The organism is Pararhizobium sp. LjRoot235, assembly GCF_964254145.1.
In the GTDB taxonomy this organism is placed as follows: Bacteria; Pseudomonadota; Alphaproteobacteria; order Rhizobiales; family Rhizobiaceae; genus Pararhizobium.
In genome coordinates this window covers 2850843-2870163 of record NZ_CAXUSP020000001.1, presented here as the reverse complement: position 1 = coordinate 2870163, position 19321 = coordinate 2850843, and the positions used below count along the sequence as shown (strand labels likewise).

18 protein-coding genes are annotated in these 19321 nt (G+C 61.7%); 4 read left to right on the top strand and 14 right to left on the bottom strand.

The features are described 5' to 3' along the window. Positions 1–4 precede the first annotated feature (4 nt). The gene (locus ACSQ2Z_RS13850; RefSeq protein WP_436083076.1) at positions 5–1225 is read right to left on the bottom strand and encodes a L,D-transpeptidase family protein; all 1221 of its coding nucleotides are present in this window, start codon (positions 1223–1225) and stop codon (positions 5–7) included. A 98-nt stretch (positions 1226–1323) separates the two neighbouring features. After that, positions 1324–2613, bottom strand: a complete 1290-nt coding sequence (locus ACSQ2Z_RS13845; protein WP_436081719.1) for a DNA polymerase IV — start codon at positions 2611–2613, stop codon at positions 1324–1326. Positions 2614–2686: 73 nt separating this feature from the next. Between ACSQ2Z_RS13845 and ACSQ2Z_RS13840 the strand changes: the two genes are divergently transcribed. Continuing rightward, positions 2687–3274, top strand: coding sequence for a GNAT family N-acetyltransferase (locus ACSQ2Z_RS13840; RefSeq protein ID WP_436081718.1), 588 nt, complete (start codon positions 2687–2689; stop codon positions 3272–3274). A 17-nt stretch (positions 3275–3291) separates the two neighbouring features. Here ACSQ2Z_RS13840 and ACSQ2Z_RS13835 read toward each other — a convergent pair whose 3' ends face one another. Both ACSQ2Z_RS13835 and ACSQ2Z_RS13830 read right to left on the bottom strand, forming a co-directional pair. Further along, the gene (locus ACSQ2Z_RS13835; RefSeq protein WP_436081717.1) at positions 3292–3933 is read right to left on the bottom strand and encodes a hypothetical protein; all 642 of its coding nucleotides are present in this window, start codon (positions 3931–3933) and stop codon (positions 3292–3294) included. Between the two features lie 2 nt (positions 3934–3935). Beyond that, positions 3936–4202 carry a DUF3572 domain-containing protein gene (locus ACSQ2Z_RS13830; protein ID WP_436081716.1) on the bottom strand — a complete coding sequence of 89 codons (267 nt, stop codon included), beginning with the start codon at positions 4200–4202 and terminating at the stop codon, positions 3936–3938. Positions 4203–4369: 167 nt separating this feature from the next. Between ACSQ2Z_RS13830 and ACSQ2Z_RS13825 the strand changes: the two genes are divergently transcribed. Continuing rightward, the gene (locus ACSQ2Z_RS13825) at positions 4370–4741 is read left to right on the top strand and encodes a response regulator (protein WP_003547430.1); all 372 of its coding nucleotides are present in this window, start codon (positions 4370–4372) and stop codon (positions 4739–4741) included. An 89-nt stretch (positions 4742–4830) separates the two neighbouring features. After that, the gene (locus ACSQ2Z_RS13820) at positions 4831–6198 is read left to right on the top strand and encodes a PleD family two-component system response regulator (protein WP_436081715.1); all 1368 of its coding nucleotides are present in this window, start codon (positions 4831–4833) and stop codon (positions 6196–6198) included. Positions 6199–6910: 712 nt separating this feature from the next. Here ACSQ2Z_RS13820 and rpmG read toward each other — a convergent pair. The 6 genes from rpmG to topA form a co-directional block, all read right to left on the bottom strand. After that, positions 6911–7078, bottom strand: coding sequence for a 50S ribosomal protein L33 (gene rpmG, locus ACSQ2Z_RS13815; protein ID WP_018325943.1), 168 nt, complete (start codon positions 7076–7078; stop codon positions 6911–6913). Between the two features lie 92 nt (positions 7079–7170). Then, positions 7171–8355 (bottom strand): MFS transporter, encoded by a 1185-nt coding sequence (locus tag ACSQ2Z_RS13810; protein ID WP_436081714.1) that lies wholly within the window; start codon positions 8353–8355, stop codon positions 7171–7173. A 13-nt stretch (positions 8356–8368) separates the two neighbouring features. Beyond that, positions 8369–8989, bottom strand: a complete 621-nt coding sequence (locus ACSQ2Z_RS13805) for an NUDIX hydrolase (RefSeq protein ID WP_436081713.1) — start codon at positions 8987–8989, stop codon at positions 8369–8371. Positions 8990–9075: 86 nt separating this feature from the next. After that, positions 9076–9537, bottom strand: a complete 462-nt coding sequence (locus ACSQ2Z_RS13800) for a DUF983 domain-containing protein (RefSeq protein WP_436081712.1) — start codon at positions 9535–9537, stop codon at positions 9076–9078. Positions 9538–9583: 46 nt separating this feature from the next. Next, positions 9584–11959, bottom strand: coding sequence for a ribonuclease R (rnr, locus tag ACSQ2Z_RS13795; RefSeq protein ID WP_436081711.1), 2376 nt, complete (start codon positions 11957–11959; stop codon positions 9584–9586). Positions 11960–11961: 2 nt separating this feature from the next. Beyond that, positions 11962–14643, bottom strand: coding sequence for a type I DNA topoisomerase (gene topA / locus ACSQ2Z_RS13790; RefSeq protein ID WP_436081710.1), 2682 nt, complete (start codon positions 14641–14643; stop codon positions 11962–11964). Between the two features lie 355 nt (positions 14644–14998). On the opposite strand from topA, the gene ACSQ2Z_RS13785 reads away from it, so the two are divergent. Beyond that, positions 14999–15256, top strand: coding sequence for a hypothetical protein (locus ACSQ2Z_RS13785; RefSeq protein ID WP_436081709.1), 258 nt, complete (start codon positions 14999–15001; stop codon positions 15254–15256). On the opposite strand, the gene dprA is transcribed toward ACSQ2Z_RS13785, so the two are convergent. Genes dprA through ACSQ2Z_RS13765 form a run of 4 tightly spaced genes read right to left on the bottom strand, consistent with a single transcriptional unit; the run spans position 15185 to position 19208 of the window. After that, positions 15185–16336 (bottom strand): DNA-processing protein DprA, encoded by a 1152-nt coding sequence (gene dprA, locus ACSQ2Z_RS13780; protein WP_436081708.1) that lies wholly within the window; start codon positions 16334–16336, stop codon positions 15185–15187. The two genes, ACSQ2Z_RS13785 and dprA, sit on opposite strands and share 72 nt — an antisense overlap. Before the next feature lie 6 nt (positions 16337–16342). Then, entirely contained in the window at positions 16343–16954 is a 612-nt protein-coding gene (gene plsY / locus ACSQ2Z_RS13775) for a glycerol-3-phosphate 1-O-acyltransferase PlsY (protein ID WP_436081707.1), read from the bottom strand. A 26-nt stretch (positions 16955–16980) separates the two neighbouring features. Continuing rightward, positions 16981–18270, bottom strand: coding sequence for a dihydroorotase (locus ACSQ2Z_RS13770; RefSeq protein WP_436081706.1), 1290 nt, complete (start codon positions 18268–18270; stop codon positions 16981–16983). Further along, positions 18267–19208, bottom strand: coding sequence for an aspartate carbamoyltransferase catalytic subunit (locus ACSQ2Z_RS13765; protein WP_436081705.1), 942 nt, complete (start codon positions 19206–19208; stop codon positions 18267–18269). The genes ACSQ2Z_RS13770 and ACSQ2Z_RS13765 overlap by 4 nt, the downstream gene beginning before the upstream one ends. Positions 19209–19321: the final 113 nt, after the last annotated feature.

The following is a 19321-nucleotide window of genomic DNA, read 5'->3' as shown; positions in this document are numbered from 1 at the left end:
CAGCTCAGGGCCCGCTTCGGGTGATTGTCACGAAGTTGGTACCGTCACCGGTTTCCTGTCCAAGGCCCATGTCGGATATGGTCATCGACGATCCCTCGGTCAGCAACTCGTTGATCCGCTGGCGTGCATCGTCGGGGATGGTGATGCGACCCATCGTGCGCTGGACGGCATTGAAGGCCATCGCATCCTCTTCGAGGGTAATTCCAAGCCGTTTCTTTATCGGACCGGGCAGCGCATTGTCGAGCGTCATGGCGAACCACTCGCCCTTGCCCGTCGAGGCGTCGCTGTTCTGGAACTGCAGGAAATGTGTGCCGAGCGCGATCTCGGGCTGGGCGATCACCACCGGCGTTTCGAATAGCGGCTCGAAATTGCGGCGCACCAGAAGCTGCCCGTTCGGCGGCTTGCCCTTGCCGGCCTTGGCATAGAGCGCCCCCACGAAGCCGGGCGTCATCCGGCCGTCGACGGCGACCCCTTCCGCGGTTTGGAAGGCCTTGATGGCTTCCACGGTTTGAGGGCCGGCATAACCATCCGAAATACCGGCTGCATAACCGAGCGCGTTGAGCAGCGTCTGGACATCGAGCGTGATCTCGCGCTCTCCGCGATGGGTAATCAGCATGCGGATTGGCGGTTCTTGCCCGGTTTCGACGGTTGCCGGTTTGGCCGGTTCCGCCTCAATCGTGGCAACTTCAACTGTCTTCGTGTGAACCTGCGAGACGCTCGGCCGCAGCGTCACATCCGAAAGCAATGCGGGCTCTGCGACCGCTGGCTGAAAGAGGAAGGGATCGGAGATGGCGACTGGCGTCAACTGGCGATCGGAGATCAGGACATGCAGGCCGCGGCCGGTCATCTTGAACAATTGCCTGGCGAAATCCTCCGGCATTCGCACGCAGCCGTGCGATGCCGGATAGGCCGGAACGTGATTCGACGCATGCAGGGCGATACCCGACCAGGTCAGCCGCTGCATGAACGGCATCGGTGCGTTCGAATAGATGTTCGACTTGTGGAAGCGGCGCTTTTCCAGAATGGAGAAGATGCCGGTCGGCGTGGAATGACCGGCCTTGCCCGTCGAGACGTTGGAGGTGGCGATCACCGTGTCGCCGTCGTAGAGGACCAGCGACTGCTGGTCCTTGGAGACGACGATCTGCAAGGGAGCCGGGCTACCGGCTGCAAGTGCGGTGCTGGCGGAGAGGGCAAAGACAAGGCCGATGCCAAATGCGAAACGCAAAACCATGAACACATCCGGACGCAGGAAATGAAGGATGAGCCTAGCCTGAGAGATTTAAGGAAACTTTGCTGTTCCGCCGGGAACGCGCGCTGATTGTGCTACTTCCCGCGCCGGCCCCTGCCGAACGTGTAGCCTGTCTCGACCGTCGTCTTGCCGAACTTGTCGTGCAGCACGTTGATCGCAGCTTCCGCCGCCGCCCGGCGCGTCGCCTGGGTATCGACAAGGTCGGGCGGGTCGGCGAGATCCGTATCGGAGAGATCGGTGACGCCGATGCCGATCAGGCGGAATTTCGTGCCGTCGGTTTCCTTGTCGAGAAGCTGCATGCCGGTGCGGAAAATGCGGTCGGCCAGCCGTGTCGGGCTGTCGAGGCGGCGATTGCGGGTGCGGCTCTTGAAGTCGGCGGTCTTCAGCTTCAGCACGACGGTCTGGCCGGCGATACCGGCCTTCCTCAGCCGGTGCGCCACCTGTTCGCTCAACCGGCGCAGATGCGAAACCAGATCACCATAGTCGCAGAGATCGTCGTTGAAGGTAGTTTCGGACGAAACGCTTTTGGCTTCGCCGTTTATTTCCACAGTGCGTTCGTCTTGACCGCGCGAGAGCCGATAGAGGCGCTGGCCCATCGTGCCGTAGCGCTTCATCAGCTCGGTTTCTTCCATCGCCTGTAATTGACCTATGGTGCGGATGCCGTCGCGCTCCAGCGTCGTGGCAAAGGCCTTGCCGACACCCCAGATCAGTGTGACCGGCTTCTCTTTCAGAAAGTTCAGCGCCTCGGCAGCGCCGATGACCGAAAAGCCGCGGGGCTTCTGCAGGTCGGAGGCGACCTTGGCGAGGAACTTGCAATAGGAGAGGCCGACCGAGACCGTGATGCCGATCTCCTCTTCGATGCGGCGGGCGAATCTTGCGAGCGTCCGGGCAGGGGGATCGTGATGCAGCCGCTCCGTCCCCTTGAGCTCCAGGAAGGCCTCGTCGATCGAAAGCGGCTGGACGAGGGGCGTCAGCTCCTGCATCAGCATGCGCACCTGCCGGCCGACGCGGACATATTTCTCCATGTCCGGCTTGATGACGACCGCCTGCGGACAGGCCTCCAGCGCCTTGAACATGGGCATGGCGGAGCGCACGCCGTGGATGCGGGCGATATAGCAGGCGGTCGAGACGACCCCGCGCTTGCCGCCGCCGATGATCACGGGCGTGTCGGCGAGATCAGGATTATCGCGTTTTTCGACGGACGCATAGAAAGCGTCGCAATCGATGTGGGCAAGCGTCAGCTGGTAGAGTTCGGCATGGTAAAGCAGCCGCGGACTGCCGCAGGCCGAGCAGCGTCGTCCGCCTGTCGCCTGTTTTAAGCAGTCGCGGCAAAATCCCGGGATGGCGGCCTCGTTTGCGGTCATGATGGGAACAAATGTTGAACATCTTCAGGTTACGCCGTAAACTGCCGAGTCTCAAGACGAAAGGGAAGGGAACGTGACGCCGGAAGATTTCGAAGCACGGCCGCTGACGCCGGATCGCTGGGACGATTTTGCGACACTTTTCGGACCACAGGGCGCCTGCTATGGCTGCTGGTGCACCTATTTTCGGGTTTCCGCAAAAGAGCGCCAGGCAATGAACGCGGATGCCAAGCGCATGTTCATGCACGATCGCGTGGCTGAAGGGCCGCCCCCCGGCCTGCTCGGCTATCGCGGCGGGCAGGCGATCGCGTGGGTGCAGGTCGGACCGCGCGCCGACCTGCCGCAATGGAATTCGCCGAGAACGGTATCGAGGCCGCTTTCGCCCGGGGACGCGACGGATCCCGCAGTCTGGGCCGTTAGTTGCTTCTACATGCCGCACCCTCAGCGCGGGAAGGGGTTGAGCCACAAAATGCTGTCGGAAGCCATCTTGTTTGCCAAGGGCAACGCGGCGCGCGTTCTGGAGGCCTGTCCGATCGACAGGACCAAGCAGTCGAAATCGATCGGCCTTTATGTCGGTTCGACCCGCATTTTCGAGGCCGCCGGCTTTGCGGAGGTGGCCAAACGCAAGGATGGACGCCCGCTGATGCGACTGGAGCTGCGCTGATGGAAACGACGCGGACGCTAGCGGGAAATATGGACGCGGACGATCCGCGCCACGTCCGTCCAGTCGTCCGCTTTGGCGATGCCTTCCCCGGGGTCGGGCGCCAACCGCCGGAAATCAGCATTCACCATCAGATTGACGAGAAGACAGTCCGGAGCGTGTTCGCGAACGGAATGAAGGTTATGCGAGATGTCATCGATGAAAACGAAGGGAAGCTTGCGCCCGGCATGCAGCCGTTTGACGATGGGACCTTTCGCTTCTTTGCTGGCAACCAGCGGATAGCCGAGACTGAAACGGTCGAGCAGGGCGCGGCGAACGACGGCATGGCGAGGCGGCATGGCGGTGAGGAAAACAATGTCCGCCTCTTCAGCGAGTTCGGCCAGCGTCTCGACGGCAAGCGCCGCCGGCGTCTGCCATTCCTCCTGTCGCGTGAAAAATTCCTCCTGCAGGGCCGAGACGAGGTCGTCGGCGACCGTCTCGCCGCTCTCGAGCAGCACGATATTGCCATGCAGGCGGAACGATCGCGGCAAGAGGTCGCGGCCGGAGGCGCGCAGGAAATTGCGGAACGGCGTCAGGAACTCGAGCACGACCTCATCGACATCGCAGACGATCAGTGGCCGGTCCGTCAGCCGGACATGGTCGAGGTCGAGCAGTTCGGCCATTGTCAGAAATCTCCGGGCGGACCGGACAGAACCATATGCGCGCGCACGACGTCTTCGGGCCGCGTGCCGGTCGCCGCGCAGAAGGAAAGCAGCGTCGGCTCATGGCCCATCAGGAAGTCGACGACGCCGGCCAGAAAGCCGGGATCGGTGGCCGCATGGCGCAAGGAGGATGGATCGGTACCCGTCAATGCCAGGAAACGTCCAAGCAGTTCCGGCTCGTTTGCCAGCCATGCGAGGATGGCGATCGATGTTTCTTCCGCGGGTGTCAAAGGTGTCTGTCCTTTGTTTCTTTCAGGTGATTTTTTCACCGAATATTACCTGTTTTTCAACCAAATAGCTTTAGCGTCAGGTTTCCGGGAACAGGTGAAATCATCCGCGCGCAACTTATCTGGATGCGCCGGGCTTGCAAGCCGGAACCGCAAAACAAGGGATCGAAATGCCCAAGCAGGTGATGATTGTTGAAGACAACGAGCTGAATATGAAGCTCTTTCGTGACCTGATCGAGGCGTCGGGTTACACGACTATCCAGACCCGCAACGGTATGGAAGCCCTTGATCTTGCGAGAAAACATCGCCCGGACCTGATTCTGATGGACATTCAGCTTCCAGAGGTTTCCGGGCTCGAGGTGACCAAGTGGCTGAAGGAAGATGACGAATTGCATGTGATTCCGGTCATCGCCGTCACCGCCTTTGCCATGAAGGGCGACGAGGAACGGATCAGGCAGGGAGGCTGCGAGGCCTATGTCTCCAAGCCGATCTCGGTGCCGAAGTTTATTGAAACGATCAAGACTTATCTGGGTGACGCCTGACGCGGCGCCGAACGGTCATCAACAGGCCGCTTTGAACGAGAGATCTGCGTTTGATGCAACGTCAGGCGCTCATTGGCAGGAAAGATTGCATGACTGCGCGTATTCTTGTCGTCGATGACATACCGGCCAACGTCAAGCTGCTTGAGGCGCGGCTCGTGGCCGAGTATTTCGACGTCCTGACGGCCGCCGATGGGTATCAGGCGCTGGCAATCTGCGACAAGCAGCCGGTTGATCTGATCCTGCTCGACATCATGATGCCCGGCATCGACGGTTTCGAAGTCTGCGCGCGCCTGAAGGCGAATTCTCGCACGGCCCATATCCCCGTCGTCATGGTTACGGCGCTCGACCAGCCATCCGACCGGGTGCGCGGTCTGAAGGCCGGCGCCGATGATTTCCTCACCAAGCCGGTCAACGACCTGCAGCTGATGTCGCGCGTCAAGAGCCTCGTGCGGTTGAAGAACGTCAGCGACGAACTGCGTCTGCGCGCCGAGACGGCCCATAGTGTCGGTTTGTCGGACCTTGCGTCCATCGACCGCCCTGACGAATTCGGCAATGTCCTGCTGGTCGATGGCCGCGGCAGCTCGCAGGAGCGGCTTGCCCGTGCGCTGAAGCCGGTGGCCCAGTTGACGGCAATATCCGATCCGCAGGCTGCGCTGTTCGAGGCGGCCGAAAACGGCTTCGATCTCGTCATCGTCAATTCGAATTTCGACAACTACGACCCCTTGCGGCTTTGCTCGCAGCTGCGCTCGCTGGAACGCACGCGGTATATTCCGCTCCTGCTGATTGCCGAGCAGGGGCATGAGGACATGGTCGTGCGCGCGCTCGATCTCGGCGTCACAGACTATCTGATGCGCCCGGTCGATCCCAATGAGCTCGTTGCCCGCAGTCTGACGCAGATCCGCCGCAAGCACTGCAACGACCGGCTCCGGGCGAGCGTCAAACAGACGATCGAGCTTGCGGTCACCGACGGGCTGACCGGGCTGCACAATCGCCGTTATCTCGATAGTCATCTGAAGCTGCTGCTCGATCGTGCCATTGCTCGCGGCCGGCCCCTGTCGATCTGCATCACCGATATCGACCGGTTCAAGAGCGTCAACGATACCTATGGACACGACGCCGGCGACGAGGTGCTGCGCGAATTTGCGCACCGGGTTCGCTCGACAGTGCGCGGTGCCGATCTCGCCTGTCGGTTTGGCGGCGAGGAATTCGTTCTGGTCATGCCCGATACGCCCGCCGATGCGGCTGCGACGATCGCCGAGCGTCTGCGTACGATCGTCGAAGACAGGCCTTTCTCTCTTCGCAATACAGATACAATTCTGCCGATAACTGCGTCTCTTGGAATAGCCACCCTCAATCCGGGAGGCGACACACCGGAGGCATTGTTGAAGCGCGCCGATACCGCGCTCTACCAGGCCAAGAACAACGGCAGAAACCAGGTCGTTGCCGCTGCGGCCTGAGTGGGAACTCGCACAAAATTTCCGCATATGGCGCAGTTTTCCACAGAAAAACTGATTTAGTCCGCCCGGTTTATCCGGCTAAGCGTCAAACGGGTCGCCGGCTCATGCTGCATGTCATGCTTGCTGTCCAAAATCATGAAATGTCGGGGCGGGGCGCATCGATGAATTGTCTGTTTCTAAATTAAAATAATGAATTCAGCGTATTACGGTGAGTGAAATCGCTGCCTGATTTTTTCCATGTTGCTACTCGCTCATTTTATGAAAATATTATATTACTTTTGCAAAGCCGTTATCTGGGGGCAGATACAGTTCGAAATATGCGCGAGTCGTCTATAAGGCATTGGTGAAATTAACCATGTCAGCGCTCTCGCTTGGGCTTTGGTTAAGAATTCATTGATTTTTTTTTATTTCCGGTCAATTGTCATCGATAAGGGAGATAAACTCCCGTCGGTTACCCCATGATGTCAGGTCCGCCGCATCTCCTGGGTCGTGGGGTTTGTCGACTGATCTGTAACCAATGCGGTTCCTCGTGCCGCGGTTTCGATCAGTCGACGCCCATTGAAACGCCGTCCCTTTCCGGGACGGCGTTTTGATTCGCAGCAGCGACAGACGAGGCGGGATAGCGAAGGCACCAGATCGGCTCACTCTTTCCGGCACAAAAAAAGCGCCAGGCTTTTCAGCCGGCGCCTTTGCATTCCCGAGGGAAACCGATCTACTTGATCTTGGTTTCCTTGAATTCGACGTGCTTGCGTACGACCGGGTCATATTTCGTGAAGGACATCTTGTCCGTCTTCGTGCGGCTGTTCTTCGAAGTCACGTAGAAGAAACCCGTGTCGGCCGTCGACAGCAGCTTGATCTTGATTTTTGCAGCTTTCGCCATGGTCGTCCTGCCTCTATAAAAAAACAAAGCCGCGGACATCCAAGGCGGGTCCCGGCAAACTTGGCGCGAAACTACAAATCGCGCCCGAAAAGTCAAGTCCGTTTTGGGTTGAAAACCATCCTGATCACGGAAAGTACCACATAAAGCGCGAAGAAGGCGGCGATCGACCAGGCAAAGCCGTCGTTGCCGGTAATGTCCATCGCGGCTCCAATGGCCTGCGGGCCAGCCACCGTGCCGACCGCATAGGAGAAGATGAAGGCAGCATTGGCGGCCGCGAGGTCGGCACCATGCAGGCGCGAGCCGAGGTGGCTCAGGCCCACGGTATAAAGACCCGACACGCTGCCACCCCAGAACAGGAGCACGACCGCCATCAGCCACCAGTTGCCCTGCAGCAGCGGCAGACACAGTGCTCCGGCCAAGCCAACGACGGTCATCATAGCCAGAAGGTTGCGGCGGTCCCTCATCCGGTCCGACAGCATGCCAAGCGGGATCTGGAAAATCACGTTGCCGATGCCCATGACGGTCAGAAGCAGCGCTGCCTGTGATTCGGTGAAGCCGGTGCGCGTTCCGTAGATGGGAAACAGCGACAGGCCACCTGATTCGACGGCGCCAAAAATGAAGACTGCGGCCGTCGCGGTCGGCACCAGGAAGACATAGCGCATAAAATGCAACTCGGGCTTCTCATTAAGAACCGGGCTTTCGTTGCGGGCAAGGAAGATCGGTATGGCCGAAAGCAGAATCACGCCGGCTCCGAAGGCAAAGGGCAGGATGCCCTCACTGCCAAGGATGGAGAAGAGCAGGGGGCCGGCGGCAAATCCCAGGGACAGGATGGTACCATAGATGCCGAGCACCAGACCGCGGCGGCTGGGTGGCGCCGTGGCGTTGATCCAGAATTCCGACAGGACGAACAACACGGTGATGGCGCCGTGAAAAACGACGCGGAGGGGAAACCAGAGCCAGAAGTCTTCGATGTAGTAAAAGCCGAGCGCGCTGATTGCCGCAAACAGGATGGCGAGCAGCATCGTGTTGGCAACACCGTAGTTGTGGGCGGTCTTTGCCGTGACGGCGGCGGCGGCCATCGAGGCAAGCCCGGCCATCGCCGAGTTCAGGCCGATGAGTGTCGAGGAGATGCCGCGCTTCTCCATGATGATGCTGAGCAGCGGCAGGCCGAGGCCGATCGCGATCCCCACCGCCGTGATGGAGGCGATCGCGGCGATCAGCGACGGCCAGTGTATCTCCTCAACCGGCGCTGGCGTGCCGGACGGCGGCTGTGACATGCAATGAATTTCCTTAGAGAAGGTCTCGGACGAATCGTCCATGACGTGTGTAGTAGAACGGCACCGGCCTTCCAAAGGGCAGAGAAGCATCGGATTTGAGGCTTGCCCTCAAATCGCCGAGGATGATTTCGGTGATGTCGGGCATCTGCAAGGCCGAAACGTCGTTCACATCAATCCATCTCAAATCTTCGAGCTCCCGGCTGTCGCGGATATCCGTGGGTTCCACGCCTGCCTCGTCCGTAAAAACGGCGAAGAAGTGGGTGTCGAACCGGCGCGGAAATCCCGGAGGGGTAATCGCCCGCGCCATATAGCGCAAGTTTGTGAGATCGGGAAGGAAAGGTAACGTTGTGTTTCCGCAGTCCTTGCGGCCGACAGCGATGCTTGCTTCTTCGTGGAGTTCGCGTAGGGCGGCCAGGGCGATGGCCCGCAGCCGGCTTTCGGAGGCGCGTTGTCCGTAACAGGTTTTTAGGCGTTCGAGCACGGCGGGATGAATATCGCCGGCCCAGTGGAGTTTATGGTCCGACGTGTCCCTGCGTCCGCCGGGAAACACATGCAGGTCCGGCATGAAGACATGCGCCTTGTGGCGCTTGCCGACGAGCACGCGCACATGGGCTTGTGAACGATCGAGCAGCATGATCGACGCTGCGTCTCGTGGTCGCGGCGAACGATGTCTCGGCGTATCGGAAAGCGGGCCCTTGGCCGGTCCGCCGGCCAAGCCCGTCACGCAGTGCGGTCCGTGACGGGAAGAATGTCTTCCGGCGCATCCTCATGGCCGCCGAAGCCGTGCATGCGCAGCGCCCATTGCAGCCCGATGACGCCGCCCTTGACGGGCTGCATCAGGCCGAGCGAGCCGAGGACGGTCACCGGCACCCAGATTGCCAGGTGGCCCCAGTTGGAGAGCGGCAGGATCATTTCCGTCATCATGAATCCGCCGAGAACGATATGGCCCATGATCGTCACGACGATGTAGGGCGGAAAGTCGTCGGCGCGATGCTCGTCGAGCCGCTCGCCGCAGGCTTCGCAGGCATGCACGGCCTTCAGGAATCGGCCGAACAGCCTGCCGCTGCCGCAGGCCGGGCAGGCGTTCAGAAGTCCGCGCTTGATCGATCGGCCGACGGGACGCTCGGCCGCGTGCGTCGGCTCGAAGCGGACGGTTTCCGGAGTGCTGCCAGTTGCCTGCATGTCCATATCCTCAATCTGCGGACGCGAGGCTTTGCCGTCACGTCCTTTATCGGCTGCCGCGCGATGGTCGCGTTCCCGGCATCTTGCGCGCGCCGCTGCGATCCCGGCGGCCGGATTTGTGGAAGGAACGGGTCGCCGTCGGCATCTTGCGTCCTTCGCTGAGCATGTCGAAGCGGAGCGCGCCAGCGAGCGGCACCGCCTCCACCAGTTTGACACGGACGGGATCACCGAGGCGGTAGCCGAGCCCGGTTTTTTCACCGGAAAGAGCCTGATGCGCCTCGTCATAAATGAAATAGTCGCGTCCCAGCGTAGATATAGGCACAAAACCGTCCGCGCCATAGGCCGGAAGGGTGACAAATAGTCCCGATTTGGTCACCCCTGATACGCGACCGTCGAATTCCTCGTTGACGCGGCCGCTCAGATAATGCGCGATCAGCCGGTCGACCGTGTCGCGCTCGGCCGCCATCGCGCGGCGCTCGAAGGTCGAAATCTCCGCTGCGATATCGTTGAGTGCCGCTTCCTCGGCCGGCGTGATGCCGCCTTCGCCGAACCCGAGCGTACCGACCAGCGCGCGATGCACGATCAGGTCCGCGTAACGGCGGATAGGCGAGGTGAAATGCGCGTATTTCATCAGGTTGAGGCCGAAATGGCCGATATTTTCGGGGCTGTAGATCGCCTGGCTCTGCGAGCGCAGCACCATCTCGTTGACCATGGTCTCGTAGGGCTGGCCCTCAGCCTTCGACAGGATGCCGTTGAAGTGGTTTGAGCGCAGGTTGCCACCCTTGACCAGGGAGAGGTCGAGGGTCGCCAGAAACGCGCGCAGGCTTTCCTGTTTGGCGAGCGACGGCGCGTCGTGGATGCGGTAGACCAGCGGCTGGCGCTTGATCTCCAGCGTCTCGGCGGCGGCCACATTCGCCTGGATCATCATCTCCTCGATCAGCTTGTGCGCATCGAGGCGATCCGGCACGAAAACCCGGTCGACCGTGCCGTCCGGCTTCAGGATGATCTTGCGCTCGGGCATGTTGAGCTCGAGCGGCTGACGGCGTTCGCGACCGCGCGTGAGGATCCGGTAGGCATCCCAGAGCGGCTTCAGGATCGGCTCGAGCAGCGGCCCGGTCTGATCGTCCGGCGTGCCGTCGATGGCCGCCTGAGCTTGGCTGTAGGAGAGCTTGGCCGCACTCTTCATCATGATGCGGTGGAAGGTGTGGCCGGCCTTGCGGCCTTCCTTCGAAAAACGCATGCGCACGGCAAGTGCCGGGCGATCGACTCCCTGCTTCAGCGAGCAGAGTTCGTTGGAAATCCGCTCCGGCAGCATCGGCACGACCCGGTCGGGGAAATAGACGGAGTTGCCGCGCTTCAGCGCTTCGTGGTCGAGCGCCGATTTCGGCCGCACATACCAGGAGACGTCGGCGATCGCCACGGTGACGATCACGCCGCCCGGATTTTCAGGCGAAGGATCGGGTTCGGCATGTACCGCGTCGTCATGGTCCTTGGCGTCGGCGGGGTCGATCGTGACGAGCGGCAGCGAGCGCCAATCCTCCCGGTGCGACATTGTCATGGGGCCAGCCGCCTCGGCTTCGCGGATAACGCTGTCGGGAAAGATGTAGGGAATGCCGTGGGCGTGGATCGCGATCATCGAGATCGCCTTTTCCGTCGCAACCGAGCCGATAACAGATTTCACCTGGGCGCGCGGCAGGCCGAAACGGCCGAGGCGGGCGATTTCGACTTCGACCAGATCGCCGTCCTGCGCGTCTCCCTCATGACCGGCATCGACCTGCAGTTCCTCGCCGCGTTTTTCGATCGGCATGATGCGGCCGCCGCCGCCGGGTGAGGCGCGGAAGACGCCGAGTGCGGCGTTGCCGCTGCGCTTCCTGTCGAGGACCTTGACGATGCGCGCCGTATAGGCCGGGCCGGCGCGATCCTTGGACGGGAAAATCTTTGCGAGCACCCGATCGCCAAGCCCGCCGACCGGCGTCTTGCCCTTGGCCTTGCCGACTGCGGATTGGCGGATGGCGACAGCGGGTGCAACGCCCGCATCCTCCGGCCATTCGGCGGGGCGGCCGATCAGTTCGCCATCCTTGTCGCGGGTCGTGATGTCGAGCACGGTGACCGGCGGCAGGGCGCCGGGACGCACCAGTGACTTGCGCTTCTTTTCGAGCATACCCTCTTCTTCAAGTTCGCGAAGAAGCGCCTTGAGCTCGACGCGCGCCTCTCCCTTCAGTCCGAAAGCCTTGGAAATATCGCGCTTCGATGCCTTGTCCGGATTGTCGGCAATGAACCGCATCAGGATGTCACGCGGCGGCACGGCGCCGTGAATGATCACGGTGTCGTCAGCCGGTACGGGCACCTTCTTGCCAGCGCGTCCGAGCCGGACTGCGGGTTTGCCGGGCCGTTCGGGTCGATCGCGCGGTGTCCTGGTCACGTTCAGCCCTTCTTGGCTTTTGCTGCCGTCTTCGGCTTGGCGGCCGCCTTGGGTTTGGCTGCTGCTTTCGGCTTGGCGACCTTGGCCGTAGTGCCTTCAGCCTTCGCCGCCTTCGGCTTTGCCGTTTTGGTTGTCTTCGCCTTGGTCGTCTTGATGCCGCCCTTGGCGATGCGCTCGGCAATGAGGAGGAGTGCTTCCGCCAGCGTCACCGACGCTGGATCCTTGCCCTTCGGCAGCGTCGCATTGACCTTGCCCCAGTTCACGTAAGGACCGTATTTGCCGTCGCGCACGGTGATGGCTCCGCCATCCGGGTGTTCGCCGATCTCCTTCAGAGCCGCTGCCGCAGTGCGCCCGCGGCCTCCCGGCCCCTTCGACTGTTTGTCGGCCAGCACGGAGACGGCGCGGTTGAGGCCGATCGAGAAGACGTCCTCGATCGAATCGACATTCGCATAGGTGCCCTCATGCAGGATGAACGGTCCGTATCGGCCGAGACCAGAGGAGATCATCTTGCCGGTTTCCGGATGGGCGCCGATGTCGCGCGGCAATGAGAGAAGCGCCAGCGCCTTCTCGTGATCGACGGTCGCCGGCGTCCAGCCCTTGGGCAGGCTCGAGCGCTTGGCTTCCTTGCCGTCGCCGCGCTGGACATAAGGGCCGAAACGCCCGGTGCGCAGGGTGATTTCCTCACCCGTATGTGGATCCTTGCCGAGCGACTGCGGCTCGTTCGATACCGAAGCCTCGTCGCTGCCATTGCTGTCGGACGAGAGCTGGCGCGTGAAGTTGCATTCCGGATAATTCGAGCAGCCGACGAAGGCGCCGTATTTGCCGAGCTTCAACGACAGCTTGCCGGTGCCGCAGACCTGACAGATGCGCGGATCGCTGCCGTCCTCACGCTTCGGGAAGACCAGCGGCGCCAGTTCCTCGTTCAGGGCGTCGAGAACGTTGGTGACGCGAAGTTCCTTGGTGTCCTCGATCTGCGCGAAGAAGTCCTTCCAGAAGTCGCGAAGCACATCCTTCCAGTTCAGCTCGCCGGCGGAAATCTGGTCGAGCTTTTCTTCCAGCGACGCAGTGAAATCATACTCGACGTAGCGCGCGAAGAAACTCTCGAGGAAGGCAGTGACCAGGCGGCCCTTGGCTTCCGGAATCAGCTTGCGCTTGTCGATGGTGACATATTCGCGGTCGCGCAGGGTTGCGAGTGTCGCGGCATAAGTGGAGGGACGGCCGATGCCGAGCTCTTCCATCTTTTTGATCAGCGTCGCTTCCGAATAGCGCGGCGGCGGCTCGGTGAAATGCTGGGTCGAATTGATCTTCTGCTTGGCGAGGTTTTCGCGCGCGTTGATTTCCGGTAGGCGGCCATCCTCGTCGTCGCCGTCGCTTTGCTCGCCGTCTTCCTTGGCGTCGGTATAGGCTGCGATAAAGCCGTCGAAGCGGATGACGGAGCCGACGGCCCTGAGACCTGCCTTTTGGCCGTTGTTGTCGGCAAGAATCTCGACCGTGGTGCGCTCGATCTCGGCCGATGCCATCTGGCTGGCGATGCCGCGTTTCCAGATCAGGTCGTAGAGACGCAACTGGTCGGCATCGAGGGAACGCTTCACCTGGTCTGGTGTGCGGTCGAAGTCAGTGGGACGCACGGCCTCATGCGCTTCCTGGGCGTTCTTTGCCTTGGTCGAATAGAGCCTTGCCTTTTCCGGCACGTAACGGCTGCCGAACTGGCTGCCGATCGCGCTGCGGGCCGCATCGATCGCTTCCGCGGCCATCTGCACGCCGTCGGTACGCATATAGGTGATCAGACCGACGGTCTCGCCGCCGAGATCGACGCCCTCGTACAGTTTCTGCGCCACCTGCATGGTGCGCGAGGCAGAAAAGCCGAGCTTGGAGGAGGCGGCCTGCTGCAAGGTCGAGGTGGTGAAGGGCGGCGATGGGTTACGCTTGACTGGCTTCGCCTCGACGCTTTCGACGACGTAGGCGGCGCCTTCGAGCAGGGCCTTGAGCTTGCCGGCATCCTCGCCATTGGTAACCGAACGGGGCTGCAGGCGCTTGCCTTCGGCCGATACCAGCCGCGCTTCGAATTCATCGCCGCGCGGCGTCTTCAGGAGCGCCGAAAGGTTCCAGTATTCTTCAGAAACGAAGCGCTCTATTTCGGATTCACGGTCGCAGACGAGGCGCAGAGCGACTGACTGGACGCGGCCGGCCGAACGGGCACCCGGCAGCTTGCGCCAGAGAACCGGCGATAGGTTGAAGCCGACGAGATAGTCGAGTGCGCGGCGGGCGAGGTAGGCATCGACCAGCGGCACGTCGATATCGCGTGGATTGGCCATGGCATCGAGCACCGCCTTCTTGGTGATGGCGTTGAAGACGACGCGGCTCACCGGCTTGTCGCCGATCAGCTTCTTCTTTTTCAGAAGGTCGAGCACGTGCCAGGAAATCGCTTCTCCCTCGCGATCCGGGTCGGTTGCAAGGATGAGGCCGTCCGAGGACTTGAGGGCATCACCGATGTCCTTGACCCGCTTGGCAGATGCACTGTCGACTTCCCACAGCATGGCGAAATCGTCATCCGGCAGGACGGAGCCGTCCTTGGCCGGCAAGTCGCGAACGTGGCCAAACGAGGCGAGCACCTTGTAACCAGGCCCGAGATACTTGTTGATGGTCTTCGCCTTTGCAGGCGATTCCACGACGACAACATTCATGGTCATTTTCTTAGAGCAACCGTTCAAAGCTGTGCCATGCCGGGAAGAGGCGGCACATTGGGAATATCGAAGCCCCGACATGGACAGGGATTCGTCCGCGGTCAAGTGCCGGGCTGAAAATAAGCCCATACAACGCAATACAACCTATAAGGGATTTAGTTAGTATTGCAATTAAAGATAAATGCGTTATCGTCTTTTTAGTGTACTCGTCCGGGCTGGAAAGAGGCCGGAAGGGGGAGCTTCCAGCTTCGTAATGCGCTACCAGGCGATGACATGCACAGGGCGTCGTCTTGGGTTCGGCTCGGACACATGTGTCTGTTTGCGGGGCGAGTTGAATGCACAGCAGGGAAAACCGATGATTCCGAATACGCCCGGCGCCGGCAAGAGGGACGCTCAGACACATGACAAGATCACCTATATCCGGCAGATGCTGGGCGAACTGCGCGGCGTCGCCAGCGATGAGGGCGCGGACATGCTGTGTTACCTGATCGAGATGGCCTTCGTCGAGGCCGGCGACATCCTGTCGGGCAAGCGGCATCTGTCATTCGCCAATGGCGAGCGAAACAAGGCCGGCGGGATGCCGGTGAAGCCGTCCGGCAAGATCCAGTTCTAACAGGACAAGATAGACGGCCGACGCGGAAAGGCCGGTGTGGCGGATGATATCGTCGATCTCGACGGGCGTTGGCCCGAGTGCATCGGTGATCCGCATGCGATCGTTTTCATTCGGCGGCGGCGCCATCGGGCCGGCATCATGTTCGCCCGGTTCCTCCGCCTGGGGTGGCGTGAACAGGTCGATACGGCTGAGCGGCGCCAGAGCTTGCAGAATATCCTGTGGTTCCGTCGTCACGATCGCGCCGTCTTTCAACAGGGCATTGGTACCATGGCAGCGGGGATCGAGCGGCGAGCCGGGCACGGCAAAAACGAGCCGGCCGAAATCGGCGGCGTAGCGCGCGGTGATCAGCGAGCCGGAACGGGAGGCCGCCTCGACGACGGCAAGGCCGAGGCTGACGCCGGCGATCAAGCGGTTGCGGCGTGGGAAATCACGGGCGCGCGGTTCCCAGCCGAAGGGCATTTCGCTGATTGCCAGGCCATTACCTTCGGTGATCTCGTCCAGAAGGCCGATATTTTCGGGCGGATAGGGCTGGTCGAGACCGCCGGCAAGCGCTGCGATCGTGCCCGTGTCGAGGCTCGCACGATGGGCCGCCGTATCGATCCCACGGGCGAGGCCCGAGATAATGGAGTAGCCCGCACGGCCGACGTCTCGCGCGATCATCGCGGCAAATTTGGTGCCGCTGATCGAGGCGTTGCGCGAGCCGACGATGCCGAGAGAGGGCACGGTGCCGATGGCCAGATTGCCCTTGACGGCGAGGAGAGGCGGTGCGCCGTCGATCTGGCGCAGGGCCGGAGGATAATCCGGCTCGCCGATGCCAAGGAAACGGGCGCCGAAACGATGGGCGCTAGCAAGCTCTTTTTCCGCTTCGGCCACGGAGGCGACCCGGATCGCGCGGGTGGAACCGCCGCGGCGCGACAGTTCGGGCAACATTTCGAGCGCCGTTTCGGCCGAGCCGAAATGATTGATGAGATCGCGAAAGGTCACAGGGCCGACATTGTCGCTGCGGATCAGCCTCAGCCAGGCAATCCGTTGTCGTTCCGTCAGCGCAATCCCGTTTCGTCCCGCGCTGGCGTTCGACATGCAGTCCTATCCCTTCTGCCCGATCTTGCTTTCCGTTCCGGCCAGCAATCGCTGAATATTTGCCCTGTGCTTGATCCACGTGATGATGCTCATCAGCACGAAGAGCAGGCCGATTTTCCCGTATCCTGAAACCAACAGTACAACCGGAACGACGAGCGTTGCAACCAGTGCCGAGAGGGAGGAATAACGCGTCAGTCTAGCCATGGCCAGCCAGACGGCGGTAAAGACGAGAACGATGATCGGTGCCAGCCCGAGCAACACGCCAATATAGGTCGCAATGCCCTTGCCACCCTTGAACCCAAGCCAGACGGGAAAGAGATGACCGAGGAAAGCGGCAAAGCCGGCGGCGATGCCGGCTTCGATACCCCAGCGTGAGGCAATTGCCGCTGCGGCAGTTCCCTTCAGGGCATCAAGCAGCAGGGTGGCGGCCGCGAGTTTCTTGTTGCCGGTGCGCAGGACATTGGTCGCACCGATATTGCCGGAGCCGATCTTGCGGACATCTCCAAGGCCGGCCAAGCGCGTCAGGATGAGGCCGAAGGGGATGGAGCCGAGCAGGTAGCCAAAGATGATGCTGATGACCGTCGGCGCAGGTCCGAGTTGCCAGACAAAAAGTTCCACCGGTTCCCCTCCCGTGGTCGTTTCGCCTAGATGGCGTGGACCAGTTTTCCCGCAACATAGGTTTGAACTGCCCGGCCGGTAAAGCGGGCATTTTCGAACGGTGTGTTTTTCGAACGGGACACGATGGCGTCCTTCGAAACGATCCAGGGTTCGTCGAGATCGATCAGCGTGATGTCGGCCTTGGCGCCCGGCTTCAACGTTCCGGCGTCGAGCCCGAAGATCTGGGCAGGCCGCGTGGACAGGGCGTCGATCAGGCGCATCAGGGGCACGTCGCCGCTGTGATAGAGGCGCAGGGCAGCCGCCAGCATCGTCTCCAGACCGATTGCGCCATCCGCGGCATCGGCAAAGGGCAGCCGCTTGGTATCGACGTCCTGCGGATCGTGCGAGGAAACGATGATATCGATCGTGCCGTCGGCGAGCGCCTGAACCATCGCCACGCGGTCGTCTTCGCCACGCAGCGGCGGCGAGAGCTTGAAGAAGGTGCGGTATTCGCCGATGTCGTTCTCATTCAGCGTCAAATGATTGATCGAGATGCCGCAGGTGACGTTCGCCCCACGCTTGCGGGCCATTGCAATGGCTTCGGCGGATTCGGGCAGGGAGATCTTCGCGGCATGATAAGCAGCCCTGGTCAATCCGGCGATGCGCAGGTCACGCTCGAGCGGGATGATCTCGGCTTCGCGCGGCACGCCGGCGAGGCCGAGCCAGCTGGCGAGCAGGCCTTCGTTCATGACGCCGCCGGCACCCAGGTATTTGTCGCGGGTTTCGAGCGCGATGACGGCGCCGAATTCGCGGGCATAGGTCATGGCACGCCGCAGAACCAGCGTGTCGTGCACGGGCTCGCGTCCATTGGTGAAGCAGACGGCGCCCGCCTCGCGCAACAGGCCGAACTCGGTCATTTCCTCGCCGTCGAGATGCTTGGTGAGCGCCGCCGCGGGATAGACATTGACCACCGCCTTGTCGCGCGCCGTCTTCTGCACGAACTCGACCAGGGCGATGTCGTCGATGACCGGATCGGTATCCGGCATGGTGATGATCGAGGTGACACCGCCGGCGGCGGCCGCCCGTGATGCGGATTCGATGGTTTCGCGATATTCGCCGCCGGGCTCGCCGACGAAGACGCGGGCATCGACAAGGCCGGGGACCGCGACGAGGCCGCTGCAATCCCTGACGTCAGCACCCTTCGGAGCGCTCTGATTGTCGGCTGATTTTCCGGCGGCACGGATGACGCCGTTTTCGACGATGATCGTCCCGGTCTCGTCGAGGCCCCGCGAGGGGTCGATGATGCGGAGGTTTTTCAGGACGAGGGCGTTGGTCATGCGCGCGGCCCCTGGTTCTGCGAGAGAAGAAGCGTTTCCATCACCGCCATGCGCACCGCGACCCCCATCTCGACCTGTTGCTCGATCACGCTCTGGGGGCCGTCGGCGATTTCCGAGGCGATCTCGACGCCGCGGTTCATCGGGCCGGGATGCATGACAAGCGCATCGTCCTTGGCCGCCTTCAGCTTTTCGGCGTCGAGCCCGTAATAGCGGAAATATTCGCGCACCGAGGGCACGAAGGAGCCGGCCATGCGCTCGCGCTGCAGGCGCAGCATCATCACCACATCGGCGTCCTTCAGCCCTTCTTTCATCGAATGGTAGACCTCGGCGCCCATGTCGGCGATGCCGGACGGCAGCAGCGTGGCAGGGGCCACGACGCGGACGCGGGCGCCCATCTGGTTCAGAAGCAGGATGTTGGAGCGGGCGACACGCGAATGCAGCACGTCGCCGCAGATCGCCACGGTGATGCGCGACAGCTTGCCCTTGGCACGGCGAATCGTCAGCGCGTCGAGCAGCGCCTGCGTCGGATGCTCATGCTGGCCGTCGCCGGCATTGACGACGGAGCAGGAAACCTTTTGTGCGAGCAGTGCGGCCGCCCCGGCCGAGGAATGGCGCACGACCAAGACGTCCGGATGCATCGCGTTCAGCGTCATCGCGGTGTCGATCAGCGTCTCGCCCTTCTTCACCGAGGAGTTGCTGACCGACATGTTCATGACGTCGGCGCCGAGGCGTTTGCCGGCAAGCTCGAAGGAGGATTGCGTCCGGGTCGAGGCTTCGAAGAAGAGGTTGATTTGCGTCAGCCCGCGCAGCGTCGAAGTCTTCTTTTCTCTCTGGCGGGAAATCTTGACGGCTTCGTCGGCCCGGTCGAGCAGGAGCGTGATGTCCTGTTCGCTCAGGCCCTTGATGCCGAGCAGGTGGCGATGCGGAAAGAAATCCATGGGGAGCCGCCTCATATGGTGAAGTTGCGTGGGTCTATAATGACTGCAGGGCGAACCGGCAAGGCTGAGGCTATGCAAACAGGGCGCATTCCCATGCTTTTGTGGCCGCTGGC

Excerpts from the sequence above, each read along its gene's own strand:
- ACSQ2Z_RS13785 (WP_436081709.1), top strand. The coding sequence starts at position 14,999 with ATGATTCCGAATACGCCCGGCGCCGGCAAGAGGGACGCTCAGACACAT.
- ACSQ2Z_RS13825 (WP_003547430.1), top strand. The coding sequence starts at position 4,370 with ATGCCCAAGCAGGTGATGATTGTTGAAGACAACGAGCTGAATATGAAG.
- ACSQ2Z_RS13770 (WP_436081706.1), bottom strand. The coding sequence starts at position 18,270 with ATGACCAACGCCCTCGTCCTGAAAAACCTCCGCATCATCGACCCCTCG.
- ACSQ2Z_RS13845 (WP_436081719.1), bottom strand. The coding sequence starts at position 2,613 with ATGACCGCAAACGAGGCCGCCATCCCGGGATTTTGCCGCGACTGCTTA.
- rpmG (WP_018325943.1), bottom strand. The coding sequence starts at position 7,078 with ATGGCGAAAGCTGCAAAAATCAAGATCAAGCTGCTGTCGACGGCCGAC.
- ACSQ2Z_RS13810 (WP_436081714.1), bottom strand. The coding sequence starts at position 8,355 with ATGTCACAGCCGCCGTCCGGCACGCCAGCGCCGGTTGAGGAGATACAC.
- ACSQ2Z_RS13800 (WP_436081712.1), bottom strand. The coding sequence starts at position 9,537 with ATGCAGGCAACTGGCAGCACTCCGGAAACCGTCCGCTTCGAGCCGACG.
- ACSQ2Z_RS13805 (WP_436081713.1), bottom strand. The coding sequence starts at position 8,989 with ATGCTGCTCGATCGTTCACAAGCCCATGTGCGCGTGCTCGTCGGCAAG.
- ACSQ2Z_RS13765 (WP_436081705.1), bottom strand. The coding sequence starts at position 19,208 with ATGGATTTCTTTCCGCATCGCCACCTGCTCGGCATCAAGGGCCTGAGC.
- ACSQ2Z_RS13820 (WP_436081715.1), top strand. The coding sequence starts at position 4,831 with ATGACTGCGCGTATTCTTGTCGTCGATGACATACCGGCCAACGTCAAG.
- dprA (WP_436081708.1), bottom strand. The coding sequence starts at position 16,336 with ATGTCGAACGCCAGCGCGGGACGAAACGGGATTGCGCTGACGGAACGA.
- topA (WP_436081710.1), bottom strand. The coding sequence starts at position 14,643 with ATGAATGTTGTCGTCGTGGAATCGCCTGCAAAGGCGAAGACCATCAAC.
- ACSQ2Z_RS13835 (WP_436081717.1), bottom strand. The coding sequence starts at position 3,933 with ATGGCCGAACTGCTCGACCTCGACCATGTCCGGCTGACGGACCGGCCA.